Genomic DNA, 21,993 nt, shown 5'->3' with positions numbered 1-21,993 from the left:
TGTCCAACCAGGCCTGCGGGGCCTTCTTCAGTTCCATGACGCTCTCCATTTGCACTGCACAGCTCAATTTTGTGGTGGGCGATATGCCCGGCAATGCGCAAAAAATCATTGCCGCCGCGCGCGAGGCCCATGCCCAGGGGGCGCAGTTGTTGTTGACCCCCGAGCTGGCAGTGTGCGGCTATGCCGCAGAAGACCTGTTCTTGCGCCCCGCCTTTTTGGCAGCCTGTGATGATGCCGTGAAAACCGTGGCCCGCGAGACCGCAGGGTTACAGGGCTTGGTCATCGTGCTGGGCCATCCGCAAGCCGTGGCACCGGGCGCCCCGGCCTTCAGCCCTTGCCACAATGCGGCCAGCGTGCTGCGCGATGGGCAGGTCGAGCAAACCTATTTCAAGCGCGAGCTGCCCAACTACCAGGTGTTTGATGAGCGCCGCTACTTTGTGGCCGAGCAAACGCCTTGCGTGGTGGACGTGGCCGGCGTGCGCGTAGGGGTGCTGATCTGCGAGGACGCTTGGTTCCCGGCGGCGGCACGCGATGCTGCAGCGGCCGGAGCGCAGCTGCTGGCGGTGATCAACGCATCGCCTTTTCACCTGGGCAAAAGCGCCGAGCGCGAGCAGACCATGCGCGAGCGCGTGGCCGAGACGGGCCTGCCCCTCATCTACGCGCACCTGGTCGGTGGGCAGGATGAGGTGGTGTTTGAGGGGCGCTCGTTCGCCCTCAACGCCAACGGCACGGTGGCGGGGCGGGCCCCGGGTTTTAAAGAAAATCTGTTTGTAGCGCGCGCCCAATCAGCGCAAGGCGCTATTGAATTGGTAGCGGATGTGGCCCCCGTGCCCAGCGCTGAGGCCGATCTGTGGGATGCCCTGGTCTTGGGCGTGCGCGACTATGTGGGCAAAAACCGCTTTCCGGGGGCTTTGCTCGGCTTGTCGGGCGGTATTGATTCCGCGCTGGTGCTGGCCATTGCCGTGGACGCGCTGGGCGCTGACAAGGTGCGTGCGGTGATGATGCCGTCGCCCTACACGGCCGACATCAGCTGGATTGACGCGCGCGACATGGCCGAACGGTTGAACGTGCGTTACGACGAAATTTCGATCAAGCCCCAGTTTGAGGCCTTCAAGGCGGCGCTGGCCACCGAGTTTGCGGGCTTGCCTGAAGACACGACCGAAGAGAACCTGCAGGCGCGCATTCGCGGCACTTTGCTCATGGCGTTATCCAACAAGTTTGGTGCCGTGGTGCTGACCACGGGCAACAAGAGCGAGATGGCTACGGGCTACTGCACGCTGTACGGCGACATGGCCGGGGGCTTTGCCGTCATCAAGGATGTGGCCAAGACGCGGGTGTTTGACCTGGCGCGCTGGCGCAATGCCAACGACCCGTATGGAACGGGCACCAACCCCATCCCCGATCGCATCATCACCCGCCCCCCCAGTGCCGAGCTGCGTCCCGATCAGAAAGACCAGGACAGCTTGCCGCCCTATGAGGTGCTGGACGCCATCGTGGCGCGGTACATGGAGAATGACGAGCCCATCGAGTCCATCATTGCCGCTGGCTTTGCCCGCGCCGATGTGGAGCGCGTCACCCGCCTCATCAAGCTCAACGAGTACAAACGCCGCCAGGCCCCTGTAGGGGTTCGCGTCACGCGCCGCAGTTTTGGCAAAGACTGGCGTTACCCTATCACCAGCCAGTTCAGGGCCTGACGGGCTCTGTCTGGTTCGTTTTTCAATCCCCCGGCCCAAAGCCTTTTTGACATTCCCAGGAGACCCACCCATGAAAATGATCACCGCAGTTATCAAGCCGTTCAAGCTGGAAGAAGTCCGCGAGGCCCTGGCCGAATGCGGCGTGACGGGCTTGACGGTGACCGAAGTCAAAGGTTTTGGCCGTCAAAAGGGACACACCGAGCTGTACCGCGGTGCCGAGTATGTCGTCGACTTCTTGCCCAAGGTGAAGGTGGAAGTGGCTGTGAAGACCGAAGATGTGGACCGCTGCGTGGACGCCATCGTGAATGTGGCCCGCACAGGCAAGATCGGTGACGGCAAGATCTTCGTCACGCCCGTGGAACGCGTGGTGCGCATTCGCACGGGGGATCTGGACGACTCCGCCATTTGATGCACTAGCCCTCTCTGCGGTAGCGGAGGGGTGCTTGCCGGAGTCTGCTCAATGGCAGTGGCAGTGCCCTGCTGCGTGGCGTGTGGCCCTAGGATGCCTCACCCGCACCCATCAATAGACTTTGAGAGTAGGCTCAGATGACCGAGCGCAGCGGGGTGGGTGCTTGGTCGGGCCCCGATGCTTGCACCAGATTGCGCAGCAGTGGCTCTGCCGACATGTCGGCTTGCAGCAGCTCCATCTGCCAGTCTCCCATGAAGCCACTGGCCACGCTGGTGCGCAAAAAGGCCAGCAAACCGTTGTAGTAGCCCGCCACGTTGAGCAGGCCCAGAGGCTTGCCGTGGTAGCCGAGCTGGCGCCAGGTCCACACCTCAAACAGCTCTTCAAACGTGCCAATGCCGCCTGGCAGCGCGACAAAGGCATCGCTGCGTTCGGCCATCATGGCCTTGCGCTCATGCATGGTTTGCACAATGTGCAGTTCATCGCACTGGCGATTGGCCAGTTCCTTGTCCACCAAGGCTTGCGGGATGACCCCCACCACACGGCCCCCTGCCAGGCGTGTGGCCTCGGCCACCACTCCCATGAGTCCGCCGCGCCCGCCACCATAAACCAGCTGCCCTCCATGCTCGCCAATCCATTGCCCTACGGCTTGGGCAGCTTGTGCAAATGCGGGGTTCTCGCCGGGGCGGGAGCCGCAATACACGCAAATGGAAAAAGCGGGGCTAGCCATGGAAGAACCTTTGAAAGAGGGCGGCGGCCCAGATGCCGCCACAGAGCAAGAGCGCCAACAGCACCGCAGCGCTGCCCATGTCCTTGGCGCGTTTGGACAAATCGTGCCACTCGGGGCCAATGCGGTCGATGGCGGTTTCAATGCCTGTGTTGAGCAACTCCACAATCATCACAATGATGACCGACCCCGCCAGCAGGGCTACCTCTACCCATGACTTGCCCAGCCAGCAGGCCACTGGCAGCAGCACAATGGCCGCGAGGGCTTCCTGGCGGAAGGCTGTTTCCTGCCAACCGGCCTTCAGGCCTTCGATGGAATAGCCTGCGGCGTGCCATACCCGGTTCAGGCCCGTGCGGCTTTTTTGGAGGTTGGCGGGGTTGGAGGAGTGGGGTGGCGTGGATGGCATGCGCAGGGATGTGTTAACCAGGCGCGCATGGATGCGCGCAGCTGGGTTTTTATTTTTTAGCTTGGACAAAATGCACCAGACGGGTGCCTGCCAATGCATCGTGCCAGAACTGCTGGGTGGGATGGAATCGGCTCAAAATGGCCCATACGGCCACCCAGCCTGCCAGTAGCACCAGCACTTCCAGCACCGGAATGCCGGTGGAGTAAGCCGCCAACGGAGGCAAAAACCACACCCAGCAGAGCACGTACCGCAGCAGGGCGCGTGTTTGCGTGATGGCTTGGCCAGAGGGGCTCACCACGCGGATGTGCCAGGTTTTTTGCGCCAGCGTTTGCCCTTTGGCCCAGAACCATGCGAAGTAGATCCCAAACACGATGAACAGAAAGCCCATGCGCAAGTAGCGATTGTCCAGTGCATGGCGAGATTGGCTGAGCGTATCAAACAGATACGACGCAATGAATACAACGCCAAACATCAAGATGCCTTCGTACAGCCAGCAGGCCATGCGCCGCTTCAGGCTGGGGGCTTGCTGTGGGGCGATGGTGAATGGAGACGAAGATTGGGGCACAGTGAAATCAGGACGGGCGGACATGCCGCAAGCGTATCACTGCGGTTGGTAGCCCAGATCTTCGGGGCGAGCGGGCGCGGTGGCAGGCTCTGGTGCACTGGATGTGGGGGCCAGCGGTGGCAGGGACGAGCCCGTTGCCGAGGGAATGGTGACAGGATTTGTCTCCACGACCACCGGTGCTGAAGGGCTGGAGGCGGTATCCGAGGGGGCCGCAACGGCTGCAGGTGTAACCATGGGGCGGGGCGTGTGCGGGTCCACCGGCGTGATTTTGGGCGGGTTGGCGCGTGCCGGGCCTGCCTGTGTTGCGGCTGGAACCTTGGCCAGCTTTTGCGGGGCCACCGGCCGCAAGGCGGTGGCCGCACCTGCGGGTTTGGCGGGCGCATCGGCCGCCAAGAGTCGTTTTTCTTCTTCGCTCAAGGCCTGGTAGGCCTCCCACTGTGCCCGTTTTTCGCTGGGGTCCAGGCGTTGCGCATCGGCGTAGTTCAATCGCGCCTGGCTGCGCTGGCGTCCACTCAAATTGGCCCACTCGGTCATCCGGTTGTGGAGTTTTTCCTGCTCTTCGGTCGGAAGGGCTGCAAAGGTTTGGGACAGAGCCAGCCAGCGGCGTTTTTGGCTCTCGCTCAATACCGCCCAGCGCTCTGCCAATGGGTAGAGGGCCAATTTTTGCGGTGTGGTCAGGGTTTCCCAGCCGGGTCCGGAGGCAATTTCAGAAAGCGTGTCCGGGGTGCGGTCCGCGTTTGCCATGTTCGCCGGGCGTGCATTGATGGGCTTGGGATTGGGAGCGGGCAGCAGCGTACTGGGCGCCATTAGCACATATTGCGCCACTGGAAAGCTGCCTGCCGCCACGGCGCCCAAAAGCACCAAAGCCAGCACGATGGCTGGCATGTTGGTGGGCGCAACGGTCTTGTCTGTGTGCATGCAGGGCGCGTAGTGTGGGGTATCCGACAGGTTCAGTTGCGCGCGGTGGCCGAGGTTTTGAGGAATTGCATGAACCCAGGATCGGTATAGGCCTCTGGCGGCAAGTCATCCGTCAAAAGGGCGGCATCCACTTCGGCCACCTCATTCAGGCCATTTTCATCTTGCGCGATGTTGATGGCGAAAAGTCCAATCACCAGTGCCATCAGGGGAATGGCCGACACCATGGCATTCCAGCAGCCGCCGTCGCCGCCGCGACCCAAAATCGCGCTAGAGCCAGATCGCAGAACGACCGGCGCAGGCGCTGCCTTGCGGACAGGCGCAACCACCTTGCGCTTGGCCAGGGCTTGCACGCGTGCCGCGCGCAGGCGCTCGGTAATGTCGTAAGGCAAGTCATCGGTGCCCTGCGCCATTCTGGCCGCAATGCGGCGCGCAAATTGGTCTGCAGCTGCTTCGGTAGCGTGGTTTGGTGCGGTGTTCATAACTCGATTCCTTTGGCCTTCAGTGCCTTGCTCAGGGTCTGGATGGCTCTGAAGCAGTGCGTTTTCACGCTGCCTTCTGAGCAACCCATTGCAGCAGCTGTCTCTGCAACATCCATTTCTTCCCAGTAACGCATGAGGAATGCTTCCCGTTGACGTGCTGGCAATTCTTGGATCTCTGCCTCAATTTCCCGAAAGGTCTGCGCTCTGGTGGTCTCGTCTTCTGCACTTGCGGCGCGCTCACCGTTGTCGGGGCCTGAGTATGCCTCTAGCAGATCAAAATCCATGCCATCTTCGCCGGGGCCTTCGAAGTCGCTCATGTTCGAAAACAGTGCGTTGCGCGTTTTTTGGCGCCGGAACCAGTCCAGGGTGCAGTTGGACAGGATGCGCTGAAAAAGCATGGGCAGCTCTGCGGCAGGCTTATCCCCATAGTGCTCCGACAGCTTGAGCATGCTGTCCTGCACGATGTCCAGGGCCGCTTCCTCATTGCGAACGTGGTAAAGCGAGCGCTTGAAAGCGCGCTTTTCTACACTTTTGAGGAAATCGGAGAGTTCTTGTTCAGTTGCCAAGACAAATGGGCCCGGGAATGGTGCGCGATCTGCGACCAAAAAGGAGGGTCTACGAAGCTGCGCAGCTTTCGATTATCGCATTTTTGATGTTTTTTTTGAAATGCATCGTGTGTATGTGTGTTGCAGTGCGATAATCTGAAAGCAATTCAAAAGGCAAACGGGTCACGGTCCGGCGCGGTAATCATCCCGCCCATGTCCTTGGCCTCAAGTTCCAAGCTGGCTTCACAAGAGCACTCGCAAGGAGCACCCAAGGTTTTTCGTCAGAGAAATTCACAAAGGTTGATCATGGAAATTTCCAAAGCAGAACTCAACGTGGCCGCTGCCGCCGCGCAAGCCTCCACCGCTGGCTCGCTGGAGTTGATGGGTTCCGAGATTCTCGTCAAATCGCTGCAAGCAGAGAATGTGCAATACATCTGGGGCTACCCCGGTGGTGCTGTTCTCTACATCTACGACGCCCTCTACAAGCAAGACACCATTCAGCACGTTCTGGTGCGCCATGAGCAGGCTGCTGTGCATGCCGCTGATGGCTACGCCCGTGCCACTGGGGAAGTGGGCGTGGCGCTGGTGACTTCGGGCCCTGGTTTGACGAATGCCGTGACTGGCATTGCCACGGCGTACATGGACAGCATCCCCATGGTCATCATCTCTGGTCAGGTGCCCACAGCGGCGATCGGACTGGATGCCTTCCAAGAATGCGACACGGTGGGTATTACCCGCCCCATTGTCAAACACAATTTCCTGGTCAAAGATCCCCGTGATCTGGCCATGACGCTCAAAAAAGCGTTCCACATCGCACGCACAGGCCGTCCGGGGCCTGTGGTGGTGGACATCCCCAAGGACGTTTCCTTCAAGAAGGTGCCTTACACGGGCTACCCGCAGAGCGTGGAAATGCGCTCTTACAACCCTGTGCGCAAGGGCCACAGTGGTCAGATCCGCAAAGCCTTGCAACTGCTGTTGGCGGCCAAGCGCCCCTACATCTACACAGGCGGCGGTGTGCTTTTGGGCAACGCCACCAACGAGTTGCGCACGCTGGTGGACATGCTGGGTTACCCCGTCACCAACACGCTGATGGGCCTGGGTGCCTATCCTGCTTCAGACCGCAAATTCCTGGGCATGCTGGGCATGCACGGCACCATCGAAGCCAACAACGCCATGCAGAACTGCGATGTGTTGCTGGCGGTTGGGGCGCGCTTTGATGACCGAGTGATCGGCAACCCCAAACACTTTGCCCAGAATGACCGCAAGATCATTCACATCGATATCGACCCCTCCAGCATCTCCAAGCGCGTGAAGGTGGATGTGCCCATCGTGGGCGATGTGAAGGATGTGCTGACCGAGTTGATCTCCATGATCCGCGAGAGCAGCACGCGTCCCGACGCAGGCGCCCTCTCTGCATGGTGGGACACGATTGAGGCCTGGCGCAGCCGCAACTGCCTCAAGTACGACATGGGCTCGCCCGAGGTGATCAAGCCGCAGTACGTGGTGGAAACGCTCTGGAACATGACCAAGGATGCGGATGCCTACGTCACGTCCGATGTGGGGCAGCACCAGATGTGGGCGGCGCAGTACTACCGGTTTGACGAGCCACGCCGCTGGATCAACTCCGGCGGCCTGGGCACCATGGGTGTGGGCATTCCTTACGCTATGGGCATCAAGCTGGCCAAGCCGGATTCTGAGGTGTTCTGTATCACGGGTGAAGGCTCGGTGCAGATGAACATCCAAGAGTTGTCTACCTGCCTGCAGTACAACACGCCGATCAAGATCTGCGCGTTGAACAATCGGTACCTGGGCATGGTGCGCCAGTGGCAAGAGATCGAATACTCGGGCCGCTACAGCCACAGCTACATGGATGCGCTGCCTAACTTTGTGAAACTGGCAGAGGCCTATGGTCACGTGGGCTTGCTCATCGAGCGCCCTCAGGATGTGGAGCCCGCCTTGCGCGAAGCCCGCAGGCTCAAGGACCGCACGGTGTTCCTGGACTTCCGTACCGATCCCACGGAGAACGTGTTCCCCATGGTGCAAGCCGGCAAGGGCATTACCGAAATGTTGCTGGGGTCGGAAGACCTTTAAGCCAAATCGGCCTCCAGCGCTTATTTGACAAGCGCTAGCAGCTATCTAATGGATAGCATTTCTTGACGAATCTATTGCCTGCCAAGTCTGCGCATTACCGTGCGCAGGGGAGGGCAGCGAAAAGAGGAATCCATCACCATGAAACACATCATTGCCGTTTTGCTGGAAAACGAACCCGGTGCGCTGTCGCGCGTCGTGGGTCTTTTCTCTGCCCGTGGCTACAACATTGAATCCCTCACCGTGGCGCCCACAGAGGATCCATCGCTTTCGCGCATGACGATCCAGACCACGGGTTCCGACGACGTGATCGAGCAGATCACCAAGCACCTGAACCGCCTCATCGAAGTGGTCAAGGTGGTCGATCTCACCGAAGGCGCCTACACCGAGCGCGAGCTCATGATGGTGAAGGTGCGTGCGGTGGGCAAGGAGCGCGAGGAGATGAAGCGCATGGCCGACATTTTCCGTGGTCGCATCATTGATGTGACCGAGAAAAGCTACACCATCGAGCTGACGGGCGACCAGTCCAAGAACGATGCGTTCCTGCAGGCCATCGACCGCACCGCCATTCTCGAAACTGTCCGCACTGGTGCCAGTGGCATTGGCCGCGGCGAGCGCATTCTGCGCGTGTGACGGATTGGCCTTCGATCGGTTTGCGTCGTGGGGTAGCGTGCCGTGCCAAAGCACTGTCTGCGACTCCCCGCCTAGCCAGCCGGCCGAATTCAAATCCGATGTAAGACAATCGACTGTTTAGTTTTCAACCCCAACAACGTATTTCAACCGGAGCGACCCATGAAAGTTTTCTACGACAAAGACACCGACCTGAGCCTGATCAAGGGCAAGACCGTGGCCATCATTGGTTACGGCTCGCAAGGTCATGCCCATGCACAAAACCTGAACGACAGCGGCGTGAAGGTCGTGGTCGGCCTGCGCAAGGGCGGTGCCTCGTGGGACAAGGTTGGCAAGGCTGGCCTGAACGTGCTGGAAGTCAATGACGCGGTGAAGGCGGCCGACGTGGTCATGATCTTGCTGCCCGATGAAGACATCGCAGCCGTGTACAAGAACAACGTCGAACCCAACATCAAGCAAGGCGCTTCGCTGGCCTTTGCCCACGGTTTCAACGTGCACTACAACCAAGTCGTGCCCCGCGCCGACCTGGACGTGTGGATGGTCGCCCCCAAGGCCCCAGGCCACACCGTGCGCAACACTTACACCCAAGGTGGCGGCGTGCCCCACCTGGTCGCCGTGCACCAGGACAAGTCCGGCAAGGCCCGTGACCTGGCCCTGAGCTACGCTGCGGCCAACGGCGGCGGCAAGGCCGGCATCATCGAGACCAACTTCAAGGAAGAAACCGAGACAGACCTGTTCGGCGAACAAGCTGTGCTGTGCGGCGGTGCGGTGGAACTGATCAAGATGGGTTACGAAACCCTGGTCGAAGCTGGCTACGCCCCTGAAATGGCCTACTTCGAGTGCCTGCACGAGCTGAAGCTCATCGTGGATCTGATCTACGAAGGCGGCATTGCCAACATGAACTACTCGATCTCGAACAACGCCGAATACGGCGAGTACGTGACTGGTCCTGAAGTGATCAACGAGCAATCGCGCGCCGCTATGCGCAATGCGCTCAAGCGCATCCAGAATGGCGACTACGCCAAGATGTTCATCCAGGAAGGCCGCCTGAACTACCCATCGATGACAGCCCGCCGTCGCAACACGGCCGACCACAGCATCGAAAAGGTGGGCGGTCAACTGCGCGCCATGATGCCCTGGATCGCCAAGAACAAGCTGGTCGACCAGACCCGCAACTGATTCTTCCGGTGTGAAGCATCCAAAGGCCACCTCGGTGGCCTTTTTCATTGGCGCCGTCGGCAGGGTTGGCAGAGGCTACACTGCCTCTTTCGTCTGGCTGGCGGAGGTGGTCTGGCGATAGGTGTGGCGCTTTCGCGTCCTTGGATTGATTTGCTATAAATATAATAGCTGTTTGCGCTTGCCTATAAAGCGCTGGAGGTCTGTTTGATGCATGATGGCAATAAGCCCAGCGACAACGCCGGTGTCATGGTTCGCAAGCGTCGCAAGGGCATTTACATCCTGCCCAATCTGTTCACGCTGGCGGCGTTGTTCGGTGGCTTTTATTCCATCGTCATGGCGATGAATGGCCGCTTTGATATGGCTGCTGTGGGTGTTTTTTGTGCGATGGTGCTGGACAGCCTGGATGGGCGGGTCGCTCGGATGACCAACACCCAGAGCGCGTTTGGCGAGCAGATGGACTCGCTGTCTGACATGGTGTCGTTTGGTGCCGCACCGGCTTTGATTGCCTATGAGTGGTCGCTGCAAGGCCTGGGACGTTGGGGTTGGATTGCAGCGTTTGTGTACTGCGCCTGCGCCGCGCTGCGTTTGGCGCGCTTCAACGTGAACACCGGCGTGGTGGACAAACGCTATTTTCAGGGGCTGCCTTCACCCGCTGCGGCGGCCCTGGTGGCTGGCTTTATCTGGCTGATGACCGAGTTGGGCGTGCATCCAGGCGAAGATGCATGGCTGAGTTGGTCGCAGATCACCTGGGTGATGTTTGCGTTCACCCTGTACTCGGGCCTCACCATGGTGACCAATGTGCCGTTTTACAGCTTCAAAGATATCCAGATGAAAAAGAGCGTGCCCTTTGCCGCCATCGTGTTGATTGCGCTGGGTATTGCCATCATCAACATCCACCCACCGATTGTGCTGTTTGGCGTGTTTGTGTTGTACGGCGTGAGTGGCTATGGCGTCTATGCATGGCGCAAAGCCAAAGGGCAGCACAGCAGTGTGATCAGCACCTCTACCGATGAGCCGGACGAGCGTGGACTTCACAAGTGAAAGTGCCCGTGGTTGCGGACTTGTGCTACATTGCAACGCATGAATATGTTCGCTCTGGCTCTACTGCTACCTCCCCACGGGCGGAGACAGTAGGCGCACGCGCACACTTTTCCACAAAGGCCCGTATGCAACCGCAGCGGGCCTTTTTCATTGGGCGACAGTTTTTGAGCGTTGCGGGCTAACCCCACCAGTACCAGGAGAAACGACATGGCAGACAAACTCATCATTTTTGACACCACCTTGCGCGATGGCGAGCAGTCCCCCGGCGCGTCCATGACCAAGGACGAGAAGCTGCGCATTGCGCGCCAGCTTGAGCGCCTGAAGGTGGATGTGATCGAAGCCGGATTTGCTGCCAGCTCCAACGGCGACTTTGAGGCGGTGCAGGCGATTGCCAATGCCATCAAGGACTCCACGATTTGCTCGTTGTCGCGTGCCAACGACCGTGACATCGCGCGCGCTGCAGAGGCGCTCAAAGGGGCCAACTCTGCTCGCATTCACACCTTCATCGCAACGTCTCCATTGCACATGGAGAAGAAGCTGCGCATGACGCCCGAGCAAGTGCTGGAGCAGGCCAAGCAGTCTGTGCGATTCGCACGCAACCTGGTGGCCGACATTGAATTCAGCCCCGAAGACGGCTACCGCAGCGAACCCGACTTTTTGTGCCGTGTGCTGGAGGCTGTGATTGCCGAGGGCGCCACCACCATCAATGTCCCGGACACCGTGGGTTATGCCATTCCAGAGTTGTACGGTAACTTCATCAAGACGTTGCGTGAACGCATCCCGAACAGCGACAAAGCCGTCTGGTCGGTGCATTGCCACAACGACTTGGGCATGGCAGTGGCCAACTCGCTGGCCGGTGTGAAGATTGGCGGTGCGCGCCAAGTGGAGTGCACGATCAATGGCCTGGGTGAGCGCGCAGGCAACTGCTCGCTAGAAGAGGTGGTCATGGCGATCAAGACGCGCCGCGACTATTTCAACCTGGATCTTGGCATTGACACCCAGCACATTGTGGCGGCCAGCCGCATGGTGAGCCAAACCACGGGTTTTGTGGTGCAGCCCAACAAGGCTGTGGTGGGTGCGAATGCCTTTGCGCACGCATCGGGCATTCACCAGGATGGCGTGCTCAAGGCCCGTGACACCTACGAAATCATGCGCGCGGAAGATGTGGGCTGGAGTGCCAACAAAATTGTGCTGGGCAAGCTCAGCGGCCGCAATGCATTCAAGCAGCGGCTTCAAGAGCTGGGCGTGAGTCTGGACAGTGAGACAGAAATCAACACGGCCTTCACGCGCTTCAAGGAGCTTGCCGATCGCAAGAGCGAGATTTTTGACGAGGATATTCTGGCCCTGGTAAGCGATGAAAGCGTGACCAGCGAGCGCGAGCAGTACGGGTTTGTGTCACTGTTTCAGCAAAGCGAGACGGGTGAACAGCCCAGAGCGCGTGTCGTGTTCACTGTCGACGGCGCTGAAGTGCATGGCGAGTCGGTCGGCAATGGCCCTGTGGACGCCTCTTTGAAAGCCATTGAGTCCCACGTCAAGAGTGGCGCAGAGATGGTGCTGTACTCGGTCAACGCTATCAGTGGATCGACAGAGAGCCAAGGCGAAGTGACGGTGCGATTGCAGAACAGCGGCCGGGTTGTGAATGGGGTAGGGGCGGACCCAGACATCGTGGTGGCTTCCGCCAAGGCGTACCTGAGCGCTCTGAACAAGTTACAAAGTAAAGCGGACAGGGTGGCAGCGCAGGGTTGAGTAAGCAATTTATAATTCAACCAATTTCATTAAAAGTCGTGCAAGGTATTGATCTTGCGCGACTTTTTTTGATTCTGTACACTGCAACACATTTACTAACGTTTGGAGCACTTGGATGCACCATCGCCTTCGCACCGCAGTGAGCCGGGCTCTCTCTGTAATCAGCCTTGTTGTCATCAGTTCTGCGTTGGTGGCTCCGGCAGCCGATGCCGCTGAGCGCAAGCGTGTGACCGTCAAAAAAGCGGCTCCTTCCGCTACGGCTGCTACCAAAAAGACGGCAGACACCCGTCGTGTTGCGGCCGTGTCGCGCACTGCCGACCGTCCCGCCAAGGGGCGAACCCGCGTTGCTGCGCTAGCTGCCGAGCGTTCTTCCAAGGTGCAGGCCGCATCGCGCGCCGCTATCGTGCCTGCCAAGTTGTCGTTTGGCCAAATGGCCGGACTGCACGAGGTCTCTGATCCTCTGGACCTCAAGTCCAGCGTGGCTTTGGTGATTGATCAGGACACCCATGAGGTCCTGATCAGCAAAAATGACCATGCCGTGTTGCCTATTGCCTCGCTGACCAAGCTGATGACTGGCTTGATCATCAGCCAGGCGCACCTGCCCATGGATGAGCCCATCACTATCACGCAAGATGATGTGGACACTGAAAAGGGCAGCCGCTCCCGTCTGAGCGTTGGCACCACGCTGACCCGTGGCGAGATGATGCATCTGGCCTTGATGTCTAGCGAGAACCGCGCTGCACATGCCTTAGGGCGTACCTACCCTGGTGGGCTGAGTGCCTTTGTGGGCCTGATGAATGCCAAGGCGCGCGCTATTGGCATGGCCGATACGCGTTACGTTGAGCCTACGGGGCTGTCCAGCCAAAACCAATCCAGTGCCCGTGATTTGGCCACCTTGGTCAATGTGGCCCATGGCGACCCTATGCTGCGAGAGCTTTCCACATCACCCAGCTACGAAGTGGCGGTGGGGCGCAAGACGCTTCAGTACAACAACACCAATGGTCTGGTGAAAAATCCCACATGGGATATCGGGCTGCAGAAGACGGGTTACATCTCCGAAGCTGGGCGCTGCCTGGTCATGCAGGCCGAAATTGCAGGTCGCAAGTTGATCATGGTATTTTTGGATTCTGCGGGTAAGTTCAGCCGCCTGGGTGACGCAGAGCGTGTGAGGCACTGGGTGGAGTCCGCTTCATCGTTTGGTGGCAGCGGCTCTAAAGTCGTGGCGAAGGGTGGGCACGGCTGAGCGTTGCCAGGGAGAGTCTTCCCCGACTTGGGATTCATTGAGTTGAGCCTGTGCGCTGAGAGCGGCAGGCTCGATTCATTTGTTATCGACCATTTTTGCTTTGCATTCCTTGCCAGTGCGCACCGAGGCCCATGGATGTGGGTTGCGCGCTCAGCCTTTGGTGCGGACGATGGTCTGTTGTGGTGTTGCCAGTGATTGGCTGCGCTCTGGTGAGTAGCCCAGAGCCAATGAGATTTCTTGGGCCGTCGATTGAAGTTTGGCGAGCCAGCCCTCATCCAGTCGGTCTGCGGGGGCGGAGATCGAGAGGCCTGCTACCAGCTTGCCCTGGTCATCGTAGACCCCAGCGGCCATGCACCTCACCCCCAGCTCCAGCTCCTCATTGTCCCGGGCAATCCCATATTGGCGCGCCTTCGCGAGTTCTCTCTCAAGGATGGGCAGCTGGGTAATGCTGTTGCGGGTATGGCCTGCCAGGCCCGTGCGGGTGGCGTAGGCTCGTACACGCTGTGGGTCGTCCAGCGCAAGGAACAGTTTGCCGGTAGATGTCAGATGCAGAGGGGCTCTCCCGCCAATGGCCCGGACCACCTGCATGCCTGAGCGCTCGCTGTAGGCTCGCTCGATATAAACAATTTCGTCGCCTTGCCGCATGCTCAGGTTCACGGGTTGTTGGATCAGTTTGTGCAAGTTGCGCATAGGGGCCAGCGCCGCATCGCGCACACTTAGCCGTGCTTTGACCAGGTTACCGAGCTCTAGCAGGCGCATGCCCAACCGGTAGCTGCCAGACTCTGGTCTGTCTACAAACCTGCCGATGGTCAGGTCATTCAGGATGCGATGGGTGGTGGATGGGTGCAACCCTGTCTTCTCGCTGATCTCTTTAAGAGAGATCGCGTCCTCTCGTGAGGCCAGGACATCAATCAACGTGAACATGCGTTCGAGCACCTGAACGCTGGGCTTTGCTGGGACGTCGGGGTCTGATTTTTTCATGGGCGGTAATGCAGCATATGCCGTGGCATCTTACCTTGTGAAATGCGAAGCGAAGGCCCTATTTGGCTGGGCGTCTGTTGGCAATTTCTCAAGGGGCGCGCTGCAGTCTTTGCGCTACGGGGGGCAAAGTGCGATGTGCAGTGAATGCACAGCTAATAGCTTAGACTGAAATGGCGCATGGGCTTCACATCTGGGGGCTCCTAAGGCTTGAACGGGCAGGCGCTCCAAAGAGGTATTCCACCCATTCCTGCCGATTGCGTTTCAGCGCATCCTCTTGTGAGGCTGCCCATAGGCTTCAGAGGCTGCCTGTGCGTTGCCAGCCTTGGTCTTCCAGAGTTTCGTGGGGCATGAAGCGAGCCTTGTAGTTCATTTTTTGGCTTTGCTCGATCCAATACCCGAGATACACGTAGGGCAAGTGGAGTGCCCGGGCTTGCTCTATTTGCCACAAGACGTTGTAGGTGCCGTAGCTGCAGTTGGGCTCTGGCTCATAAAACGTGTAAACGGCAGAGATTCCGTCGTCTAGCACGTCCAGTATGGACACCATTTTGAGGGCCCCTGGATTGCCATCCGGCATGGGTTCTCTGAACTCTACGAGGCGGGAGTTCACCCTGCTTTGCAGCAGGAATTGGGTGTATTGGTCAATATTGTCCTGGTCCATGCCGCCACCCGCATGTCTTCCTTTTTGGTAGCGTTGGTACAGCTGGTAGTGCTCTGGTACAAAGCAAAGCCGAAGCACTTGGGCCTGAAGCGCAATGTGGCGAGCGTGAGCACGTTTTTGGCTTCTGTCGGGCTTGAACTCTGCTGCCAAAACCCGCAGGGGCTTGCATGCATGGCAGCCATCGCAATACGGTCGATAGGTGAACATACCGCTGCGCCGAAATCCTTTGGCCACCAAGTCGGAGTACAGCGTGTTCTGAATCAGGTGGCTGGGGGTTGCGACTTGAGAGCGTGCCAGTCGATCTGGGAGATAGCTGCAAGGGTAGGGTGCTGTCGCGTAGTACTGCAGGGCTTGCAGTGGGAGTTCGTTCAGGTGCGTCATGCCGGGATGGTCAGTTGGGCAACAACTGTGACCAGTATACGGACTTGAACTCCCATGGGATCTCTGGCTGTCTGTGCAGCTTTTGAATGCCCGTAAGGAACAGGTCTCGGGGCATCTCCTTGGCACCAAGCGATGCCAGGTGGCGGGTGTTTTGCTGGCAGTCAATCCACGGAATTCCATGCTCGCGCGCAATGCAGACCAGTGCCGCCAGCGCAATTTTTGAGGCATCGGTGGCATAGGCAAACATTGACTCTCCAAACACAGCCTTGCCCAAGGCGATGCAATAAAGGCCGCCCACCAGTTTTCCGTCGATCCAGGTTTCTACACTGTGGGCGATGCCTTCGTTGTGGAGTTGTTCGTACGCTTGCACCATGGATGGCAAGATCCATGTGCCGCTTTGGCCGGTGCGTTCGCGGGTGGCGCAGGCATGGATGACGGAGGAGAAGGCGCTATCGACTCGAATGGAGCAGTGGGGGGCATCGCGAAATTTGCGCAATGTCTTGCGCAGAGAGGGGTGCAGTTTGAAGTCGCTTGTATTTAAAACCATGCGTGGGTCGGGAGCCCACCAGAGAATCGGCTGCCCTTCGCTGAACCAGGGGAAGGTGCCTTGCGCATAGGCCTTGCGAAGGGTGGATGTGTTCAGTGCACCGCCTGCCGCGAGTAGTCCGGGGGCTGGGGTGCCCATTCCCCATGCGCAATCCGGAGTGGGCATGGGATCATTGGGTTCTAGCCAGGGTAGGTGTGATTCCATCGGGCGAAGGGGGTTTGTGCGGGAATGTGGGAAGTATTGCCAGATGATCGAAGAATAATGGAATGCGTGCAGCAGCGATGGGGCAAAAAAAAACCCTGCACCGTGGGGTGCAGGGTTTATATTGGCTCCTCGACCTGGGCTCGAACCAGGGACCTACGGATTAACAGTCCGGCGCTCTACCGACTGAGCTATCGAGGAATAATCGGTATGTATTGCTTTACTTAGATGTGTAAAGCATTTGAATTCTTGGCTCCTCGACCTGGGCTCGAACCAGGGACCTACGGATTAACAGTCCGGCGCTCTACCGACTGAGCTATCGAGGAACAAGACTTAGATTATATACATAAAAATATCGCTATTTCAACACGTCGAGCACTTTGTGCAAAAACAAGGTGCAGGCCAGGCTCAGGGCTCAGGCCTTCTCCACAGCCAAACGAGTACCACCACCATGCATGTGATGGCTGTGGCCGCAGCCCAGCGTGCTGTGCGGCTGAGTAGCAGGATCACGGTGCTGGATGACATCACTGCGGTCGCAGCCCATTTGGCGTGGCGGCTGACACAACCTCCATTGGCCCAGTTGCGCAGCATGGGGCCAAACAGGCGGTGATTCCACAGCCACCGATACAGGCGCGGCGAACTTTTGCCTGCGGCCCAGGCCGCCATCAAAATGAACACCGTAGTGGGCAAGCCGGGAATAAAGATACCCAGAATGCCCAGCCCCAAATTGGCCAAAGCAAAAAGCAGAAGTAGCCACCGGGCGACGAGAGGCAAGGGCCTTGGTTGGACCGGAACTGCTTCGCTTTTTCTTTGAGGCTCCATTGGCGCATTGTGCATGCCTGCACAGCACGGGCTGTGTTGACACACCGCTCCTGCTCAAGGCCCTTGGTCACAGGCCGCGGTTGTGATGCTTTCGTGCGAGTTGAGTCGCTGTGAGGGTGCTAAACCTTGTCCAGCGCCTGCACCAGGTCCGCCTGCAGGTCGTCGATGTGCTCGATGCCCACCGACAGGCGCACCATGCTCTCGCTCACGCCCGCCTTGGCCAGCTCTTCGGGGTTGAGTTGGCGGTGCGTGGTCGATGCGGGGTGTGTGGCCAGCGACTTGGCATCGCCGATGTTGACCAGGCGGGTGAAGAGCTGCAGCGCATCCAGAAAGCGCGCCCCTGCCGCCCGCGGGTCGGCGTCGGCGCTCTTGAGCCCGAAGCTCAGGATGCCGGATGCCTTGCCGCCCGACTGCCGCTGCACCAGCGCGTGGTCCGGGTGGTCCGGCAGGCCGGCGTAGCGCACCCATTCCACCTTCGGGTGGCTTTGCAGGTACTTCGCCAGCGCCAGTGTGTTGTCGCAGATGCGGTCCATGCGCAGGGCCAGGGTCTCGATGCCTTGCAGGATCAAAAACGCGCTCTGTGGCGACAGCGCCGCGCCGGTATTGCGCAGCGGCACCACGCGCGCGCGGCCGATGAAGGCGGCGGGGCCCAGGGCTTCGGTGTAGACCACGCCGTGGTAGCTCACGTCGGGCTCGTTCAGGCGCGGGAAGCGGGCCTTGTGTTCGGCCCATGGGAACTTGCCGCTGTCCACGATGGCGCCGCCTACGCTGTTGCCGTGGCCGCCCAGGTACTTGGTGAGCGAGTGCACCACGATGTCGGCGCCGTGCTCGATGGGGCGCAGCAGGTAGGGGCTGGGCACCGTGTTGTCCACGATCAGCGGAATGCCGTGCGCATGGGCCACATCGGCCAGCGCGCGGATGTCGGTCACGTTGCCCAGCGGGTTGCCGATGGACTCGATGAAGATCGCCTTGGTGCGTGCGTCGATGTGCTGCGCAAAGCTGGCCGGGTCGCGCGGGTCGGCAAAGCGCGTGGTGATGCCCTGCTGGGGCAGCGTGTGCGCAAACAGGTTGTAGGTGCCGCCGTAGAGCGTGCTGGCCGACACGATGTTGTCGCCCGCCTCGGCAATGGTCTGGATGGCGTAGGTGATGGCCGCCATGCCCGAGGCCACGGCCAGCGCCGCGATGCCGCCTTCGAGCGCCGCGACGCGCTTTTCCAGCACGTCGGTCGTCGGGTTCATGATGCGGGTGTAGATGTTGCCCGGCACCTTCAAATCAAACAGGTCCGCGCCGTGCTGCGCGCTGTCGAAGGCGTAGGCCACCGTCTGGTAAATGGGCACGGCCACGGCCTTGGTGGTGGGGTCGGGCGAGTAGCCTGCGTGGACGGCAAGGGTTTCGATCTTCATGCGGAGGGGTCTCCCGTTGGGTGGAATGAGAACGCTGACACGGGCGCCTGCGGCAAAGTTGCGCGCGGGCGGCAGCGGCCATTCTTGCACCGGGACGGTGCGCATGGGTCGAATCGTTGGCTATGAGCTTATGCGCTCAGCGCAGGCTGACTGCAGGCGCATTACGGCCTGCGGATTTTGAATAAAAATAGGCTCTTCTAGCGAATGCTAGTGATGAATCTTTAACAGGCGCGCTGCGCCCCCATCTCCCAAGCATGACGCCCTTGCGTTCGCCCCAGGAGAAGGCCATGCGACAGCAACAGATGACGCGCTTGATCCACAGCCTGCCCCAGCTGACGCACCACCAGCGCCTGCAACTGGCAAGCCGCCTGCAGGCGCTGATGGATCGCAGCCAAACCAGTGCCCTCATTGAGGCGCACGCCAGCGATGGCCGGGCTTGCCCCCACTGCGCCAGCTCCCGGCTCGTCAAGAACGGCTCGGCCAATGGGCTGCAACGCTTCAAGTGCCGACAGTGCAAGCGCACCTTCAACGCCCTGACGGGTACGCCGCTTGCGCGGCTGCATCTGCGGGATAAATGGATGGGCCAGGCACAGGCCCTGGGCGAAGGGCTCTCACTGAACCAAACAGCCCAGCGATTGGGTGTGGCGCAAAGCACCGCCTTTCGCTGGCGCCACCGCTTCCTGGTCTGCCCCAAGAATCTGCAGGCACGCCAACTTCTGGGCATTGCCGAGGCAGATGAGTCCTACTTCCTGGTCTCCTGCAAGGGACACAGGGGGTTACTGCGCCGTCCTCGCAGACGTGGTGGAAAGGCGCTGGCGGGCTGCAAGGGCTCGGAGTACACCCCGGTGCTGATGGCGCGAGACCGAGCTGGAGCAACGGCAAACTTCATCTTGCAAACAAACCAAGCGGTGAGTGTGCAAGCGGCGCTCAAGCCCTTGCTGGCGCCAGACGCCATCCTGTGCACCGATGGCAGCGTCACGCTGGCCAGCGCTGCGCGGGCTCTGGGAGTGCAGCACCAAGCGGTGAACGTGAGCAAAGGCCAACGGGTAAAGGGGCCCTGGCATGTGCAGAACGTCAATGCCTATGTCAGCAGGCTGCGAGGGTGGCTGCAACGATTCAAGGGTATTGCGACGAAGTACCTTGATTCGTATTTGGGGTGGTTCAGGCTGTTGGACCGATCAGGCCCCAAGGGGCTGCAGCCCGCGCTGGTGCTGGCGGCGGCCATGGGAAACTAAAGCGTCACTAGCATTCGCTAGAAGAGCCTTAAAAAGTGCCTGTACCGCTTGATGGGCAAGCGCCAGCAGCTACTATTTCGATAGCGAATTGCCCGTGGGCCGCGTGCGGTAGAACTGCAGGGGCACGGCCAGCGCCTCGGTCTCCTTGGCGTGCTGGTTGAGCACCGACTTCTTCATCTTGCCCACCACGTGCATCTCGCACGGCTTGCAGTCAAAGCGCAGGGTGAGCTTTTCCTTGCCGTTGATCAGCATCAGCGGCTCGGCCTTGATGGTGCCCTGCACGCCCGTCACGCCCTTGGCCTGCTTGGGGCACAGGCTCATCGAAAAGCGCACGCAGTGCTTGGTGATCATGAGGCTGACTTCGCCTTCCTCCTCGTGCGCCTCGTAGGCCGCATCGATCACCTTCACGCCGTGGCGCACATAAAAGTCATGCGCCTTCTGGTTGAACACGTTGCCCAGGAACGAGAGCGTGTCTTCGGGGTAGGGCACGGGTGGGTCGACCGGCACCGCGCGCTGCAGGCGCGCAAAGTTGCGTGCGCGGCAGTCTTCCAGGTCGGCCAGCGCGTCGCGGCGCAGCGCGTTGAGCACCGACGCGGGCACGAACCAGGGCTCGGACAGCTGCAGTGCGATGTCGTGCACCGCGAAGATGGTGGCGCCGAAGCGGCCCAGCTGCTCGCGCAGGCTGGCTTCGGCCTTGGCGGCGTCGGTGGCGCTCTGGTGGGGTTGCTCCACGTCGGCGCAGCCCACGTTGCCGTCTTCGTCGGTCAGCATCAGGCTGAAGCCGGCCGGCGTTTCGCTCAGGTGCGCCCACAGGCCGATGCGGCGGTCGCTGGACTTTTTCTCCAGCGTGCGCACCCAGTCCATGTCGCGGTTGCGGTTGACCTCGGTGCCCTTGCGCAGGTCCTTGAAGCCGTCCATCGGGTCCTTGGGGTACACGCGCCACTGGCCCACGCTGCGTGCGGACACGGGCTCGGCCACGTTGATGGCCATGCCCACCAGCTCCTTGTGCAGGTCGTAGTAGCACAGGCCATCGCCGTTGTGCAGCACGGTGGCCGGGTCGCTCACCTCCAGCTCGACGAAGTCCGGGCCCACCTTGGTCACCCAGCCGATGGCCTGGCCCGGGTTCTTGGGGGTGTCGAATGCGCCGATGTCTTCCTTGCGGCCGGTCACGAAATAGTCGGTGAACTCGCGGTTGAAGTTCTGCAGCGGGTCGGGCGTGAAGGTGAAGGTGGTGGCGCCGCTGGACGAGCGCGACAGCGGCCGGCCCGCGCTCTCGCGCTCTTGCAGGATCTCGTCGATCAGCGTGCGGTAGTGGGCGGTGATGTTCTTCACGTAGCCCATGTCCTTGTAGCGCCCCTCGATCTTGAAGCTGCGCACGCCGGCGTCGATGAGCGCGCGCAGGTTGTCGCTCTGGTTGTTGTCCTTCATCGAGAGCACGTGCTTGTCGTGCGCAATGAAGCGGCCCTGCGCGTCGGTCACCTGGTAGGGCAGGCGGCAGGCCTGGCTGCAGTCGCCCCGGTTGGCGCTGCGGCCGGTCTGTGCATGGCTGATGTTGCACTGGCCGCTGTAGGCCACGCACAGCGCGCCGTGGATGAAGAACTCGATGTTGGCGCGGCCCGGCGCATCCACCGGCCCCAGCGCCTTGTGCACCGCGGCGATCTGCTGCACCGTGAGCTCGCGCGCCAGCACGATCTGCGACAGGCCCGCGTCCTGCAGGAAGCGCGCCTTCTCGGGCGTGCGGATGTCCGTCTGGGTGCTGGCGTGCAGCTGTATGGGCGGCATGTCGTCCATCGCCAGCAGGGCCATGTCCTGGATGATGAGCGCGTCGGCCCCGGCCTCGTACACCTGCCAGGCCATGCGGCGCGCGGCTTCGAGTTCGTCGTCGCGCAGGATGGTGTTCAGGGTGATGAAGATGCGGCTGTTGAAGCGGTGCGCGTGCTTGACCAGGCGCTCGATGTCCCGGATGTCGTTGCCCGCGCCGGCCCGTGCGCCGAAGGCGGGGCCGCCGATGTAGACGGCGTCGGCGCCGTGGTTGACGGCTTCGATGCCGATGTCGGCGTCGCGCGCGGGCGAAAGCAGTTCAAGCTGGTGGGGCAGG

Annotated in this window: 21 protein-coding genes and 2 tRNA genes (1 of these 23 running past the window's edge); 9 read left to right on the top strand and 14 right to left on the bottom strand. The window is 60.4% G+C overall.

Translation table 11 applies throughout. The features are described from left to right. Window positions 1-35 precede the first annotated feature (35 nt). Both CLU88_RS05655 and CLU88_RS05650 read left to right on the top strand, forming a co-directional pair. Entirely contained in the window at window positions 36-1,694 is a 1,659-nt protein-coding gene (locus CLU88_RS05655; protein ID WP_099658674.1) for an NAD+ synthase, read from the top strand. Window positions 1,695-1,764: 70 nt separating this feature from the next. Beyond that, window positions 1,765-2,103 carry a P-II family nitrogen regulator gene (locus tag CLU88_RS05650; RefSeq protein WP_099655750.1) on the top strand — a complete coding sequence of 113 codons (339 nt, stop codon included), beginning with the start codon at window positions 1,765-1,767 and terminating at the stop codon, window positions 2,101-2,103. Window positions 2,104-2,236: 133 nt separating this feature from the next. On the opposite strand, the gene CLU88_RS05645 is transcribed toward CLU88_RS05650, so the two are convergent. From CLU88_RS05645 to CLU88_RS05620, 6 genes are read right to left on the bottom strand one after another with little or no spacing between them, the layout of a single operon-like run. After that, window positions 2,237-2,830 carry a TIGR00730 family Rossman fold protein gene (locus CLU88_RS05645; protein WP_099655749.1) on the bottom strand — a complete coding sequence of 198 codons (594 nt, stop codon included), beginning with the start codon at window positions 2,828-2,830 and terminating at the stop codon, window positions 2,237-2,239. After that, complete coding sequence (locus tag CLU88_RS05640; RefSeq protein WP_099655748.1) at window positions 2,823-3,233, bottom strand: diacylglycerol kinase; 411 nt, start codon at window positions 3,231-3,233, stop codon at window positions 2,823-2,825. Before CLU88_RS05640 ends, CLU88_RS05645 begins: the two co-directional genes overlap by 8 nt. A gap of 49 nt (window positions 3,234-3,282) precedes the next feature. Further along, window positions 3,283-3,822 carry an RDD family protein gene (locus tag CLU88_RS05635; RefSeq protein WP_099655747.1) on the bottom strand — a complete coding sequence of 180 codons (540 nt, stop codon included), beginning with the start codon at window positions 3,820-3,822 and terminating at the stop codon, window positions 3,283-3,285. A gap of 12 nt (window positions 3,823-3,834) precedes the next feature. Then, entirely contained in the window at window positions 3,835-4,716 is an 882-nt protein-coding gene (locus tag CLU88_RS05630; protein ID WP_099655746.1) for a DUF3106 domain-containing protein, read from the bottom strand. 32 nt (window positions 4,717-4,748) lie between these two features. After that, a complete protein-coding gene (locus CLU88_RS05625) occupies window positions 4,749-5,195 on the bottom strand; it encodes a DUF3619 family protein (protein WP_099655745.1) in 447 nt (148 codons plus the stop codon). Further along, window positions 5,192-5,761, bottom strand: a complete 570-nt coding sequence (locus tag CLU88_RS05620; RefSeq protein ID WP_099655744.1) for an RNA polymerase sigma factor — start codon at window positions 5,759-5,761, stop codon at window positions 5,192-5,194. Before CLU88_RS05620 ends, CLU88_RS05625 begins: the two co-directional genes overlap by 4 nt. 285 nt (window positions 5,762-6,046) lie before the next feature. On the opposite strand from CLU88_RS05620, the gene CLU88_RS05615 reads away from it, so the two are divergent. From CLU88_RS05615 to CLU88_RS05590, 6 genes are all read left to right on the top strand, one after another. After that, window positions 6,047-7,831, top strand: a complete 1,785-nt coding sequence (locus CLU88_RS05615) for an acetolactate synthase 3 catalytic subunit (RefSeq protein WP_099658673.1) — start codon at window positions 6,047-6,049, stop codon at window positions 7,829-7,831. Between the two features lie 138 nt (window positions 7,832-7,969). Next, window positions 7,970-8,461, top strand: a complete 492-nt coding sequence (ilvN, locus tag CLU88_RS05610; protein WP_007857867.1) for an acetolactate synthase small subunit — start codon at window positions 7,970-7,972, stop codon at window positions 8,459-8,461. A 159-nt stretch (window positions 8,462-8,620) separates the two neighbouring features. Further along, on the top strand, window positions 8,621-9,637 hold the full coding sequence (gene ilvC, locus CLU88_RS05605) for a ketol-acid reductoisomerase (RefSeq protein ID WP_056067358.1): 1,017 nt from the start codon (window positions 8,621-8,623) through the stop codon (window positions 9,635-9,637). Between the two features lie 207 nt (window positions 9,638-9,844). After that, entirely contained in the window at window positions 9,845-10,678 is an 834-nt protein-coding gene (gene pssA / locus CLU88_RS05600) for a CDP-diacylglycerol--serine O-phosphatidyltransferase (RefSeq protein ID WP_099655743.1), read from the top strand. A 207-nt stretch (window positions 10,679-10,885) separates the two neighbouring features. Then, on the top strand, window positions 10,886-12,424 hold the full coding sequence (locus tag CLU88_RS05595; protein ID WP_099655742.1) for a 2-isopropylmalate synthase: 1,539 nt from the start codon (window positions 10,886-10,888) through the stop codon (window positions 12,422-12,424). Between the two features lie 115 nt (window positions 12,425-12,539). Beyond that, window positions 12,540-13,667 carry a serine hydrolase gene (locus CLU88_RS05590; protein ID WP_099655741.1) on the top strand — a complete coding sequence of 376 codons (1,128 nt, stop codon included), beginning with the start codon at window positions 12,540-12,542 and terminating at the stop codon, window positions 13,665-13,667. Between the two features lie 150 nt (window positions 13,668-13,817). Here CLU88_RS05590 and CLU88_RS05585 read toward each other — a convergent pair whose 3' ends face one another. From CLU88_RS05585 to CLU88_RS05555, 7 genes are all read right to left on the bottom strand, one after another. Then, window positions 13,818-14,648, bottom strand: a complete 831-nt coding sequence (locus CLU88_RS05585) for an IclR family transcriptional regulator (protein WP_099655740.1) — start codon at window positions 14,646-14,648, stop codon at window positions 13,818-13,820. 295 nt (window positions 14,649-14,943) lie between these two features. Next, on the bottom strand, window positions 14,944-15,687 hold the full coding sequence (locus CLU88_RS05580) for an arginyltransferase (RefSeq protein ID WP_099655739.1): 744 nt from the start codon (window positions 15,685-15,687) through the stop codon (window positions 14,944-14,946). Window positions 15,688-15,697: 10 nt separating this feature from the next. After that, window positions 15,698-16,438: a leucyl/phenylalanyl-tRNA--protein transferase gene (aat, locus tag CLU88_RS05575; protein ID WP_099655738.1), complete on the bottom strand. Its 741-nt coding sequence runs from the start codon at window positions 16,436-16,438 to the stop codon at window positions 15,698-15,700. Window positions 16,439-16,560: 122 nt separating this feature from the next. Next, window positions 16,561-16,636, bottom strand: a tRNA-Asn gene (locus CLU88_RS05570). Window positions 16,637-16,685: 49 nt separating this feature from the next. Continuing rightward, a tRNA-Asn gene (locus CLU88_RS05565) sits at window positions 16,686-16,761 on the bottom strand. Between the two features lie 82 nt (window positions 16,762-16,843). Then, window positions 16,844-17,257 carry a YbaN family protein gene (locus tag CLU88_RS05560; protein ID WP_099655737.1) on the bottom strand — a complete coding sequence of 138 codons (414 nt, stop codon included), beginning with the start codon at window positions 17,255-17,257 and terminating at the stop codon, window positions 16,844-16,846. Between the two features lie 119 nt (window positions 17,258-17,376). Beyond that, window positions 17,377-18,660 carry an O-acetylhomoserine aminocarboxypropyltransferase/cysteine synthase family protein gene (locus CLU88_RS05555; protein ID WP_099655736.1) on the bottom strand — a complete coding sequence of 428 codons (1,284 nt, stop codon included), beginning with the start codon at window positions 18,658-18,660 and terminating at the stop codon, window positions 17,377-17,379. Between the two features lie 287 nt (window positions 18,661-18,947). Here CLU88_RS05555 and CLU88_RS05550 point away from each other — a divergent pair, with 287 nt between their 5' ends. After that, window positions 18,948-19,895, top strand: coding sequence for an IS1595 family transposase (locus tag CLU88_RS05550; protein WP_099658672.1), 948 nt, complete (start codon window positions 18,948-18,950; stop codon window positions 19,893-19,895). Window positions 19,896-19,967: 72 nt separating this feature from the next. Here the strand turns inward: CLU88_RS05550 and CLU88_RS05545 are convergent, their stop codons facing one another. Beyond that, window positions 19,968-21,993, bottom strand: partial view of a U32 family peptidase gene (locus CLU88_RS05545; RefSeq protein ID WP_099655735.1) — the 3' portion only. The gene runs 8 nt beyond the window's last position; only the last 2,026 of its 2,034 coding nucleotides appear in the window; its start codon lies off the right edge, out of view; it ends in the stop codon at window positions 19,968-19,970.

The organism is Acidovorax sp. 56 (assembly GCF_002749705.1).
Taxonomy (GTDB): Bacteria; Pseudomonadota; Gammaproteobacteria; order Burkholderiales; family Burkholderiaceae_C; genus Acidovorax.
The sequence above is the reverse complement of the archived record's forward strand: the minus strand, read 5'-3'. Positions and strand labels throughout refer to the sequence as shown.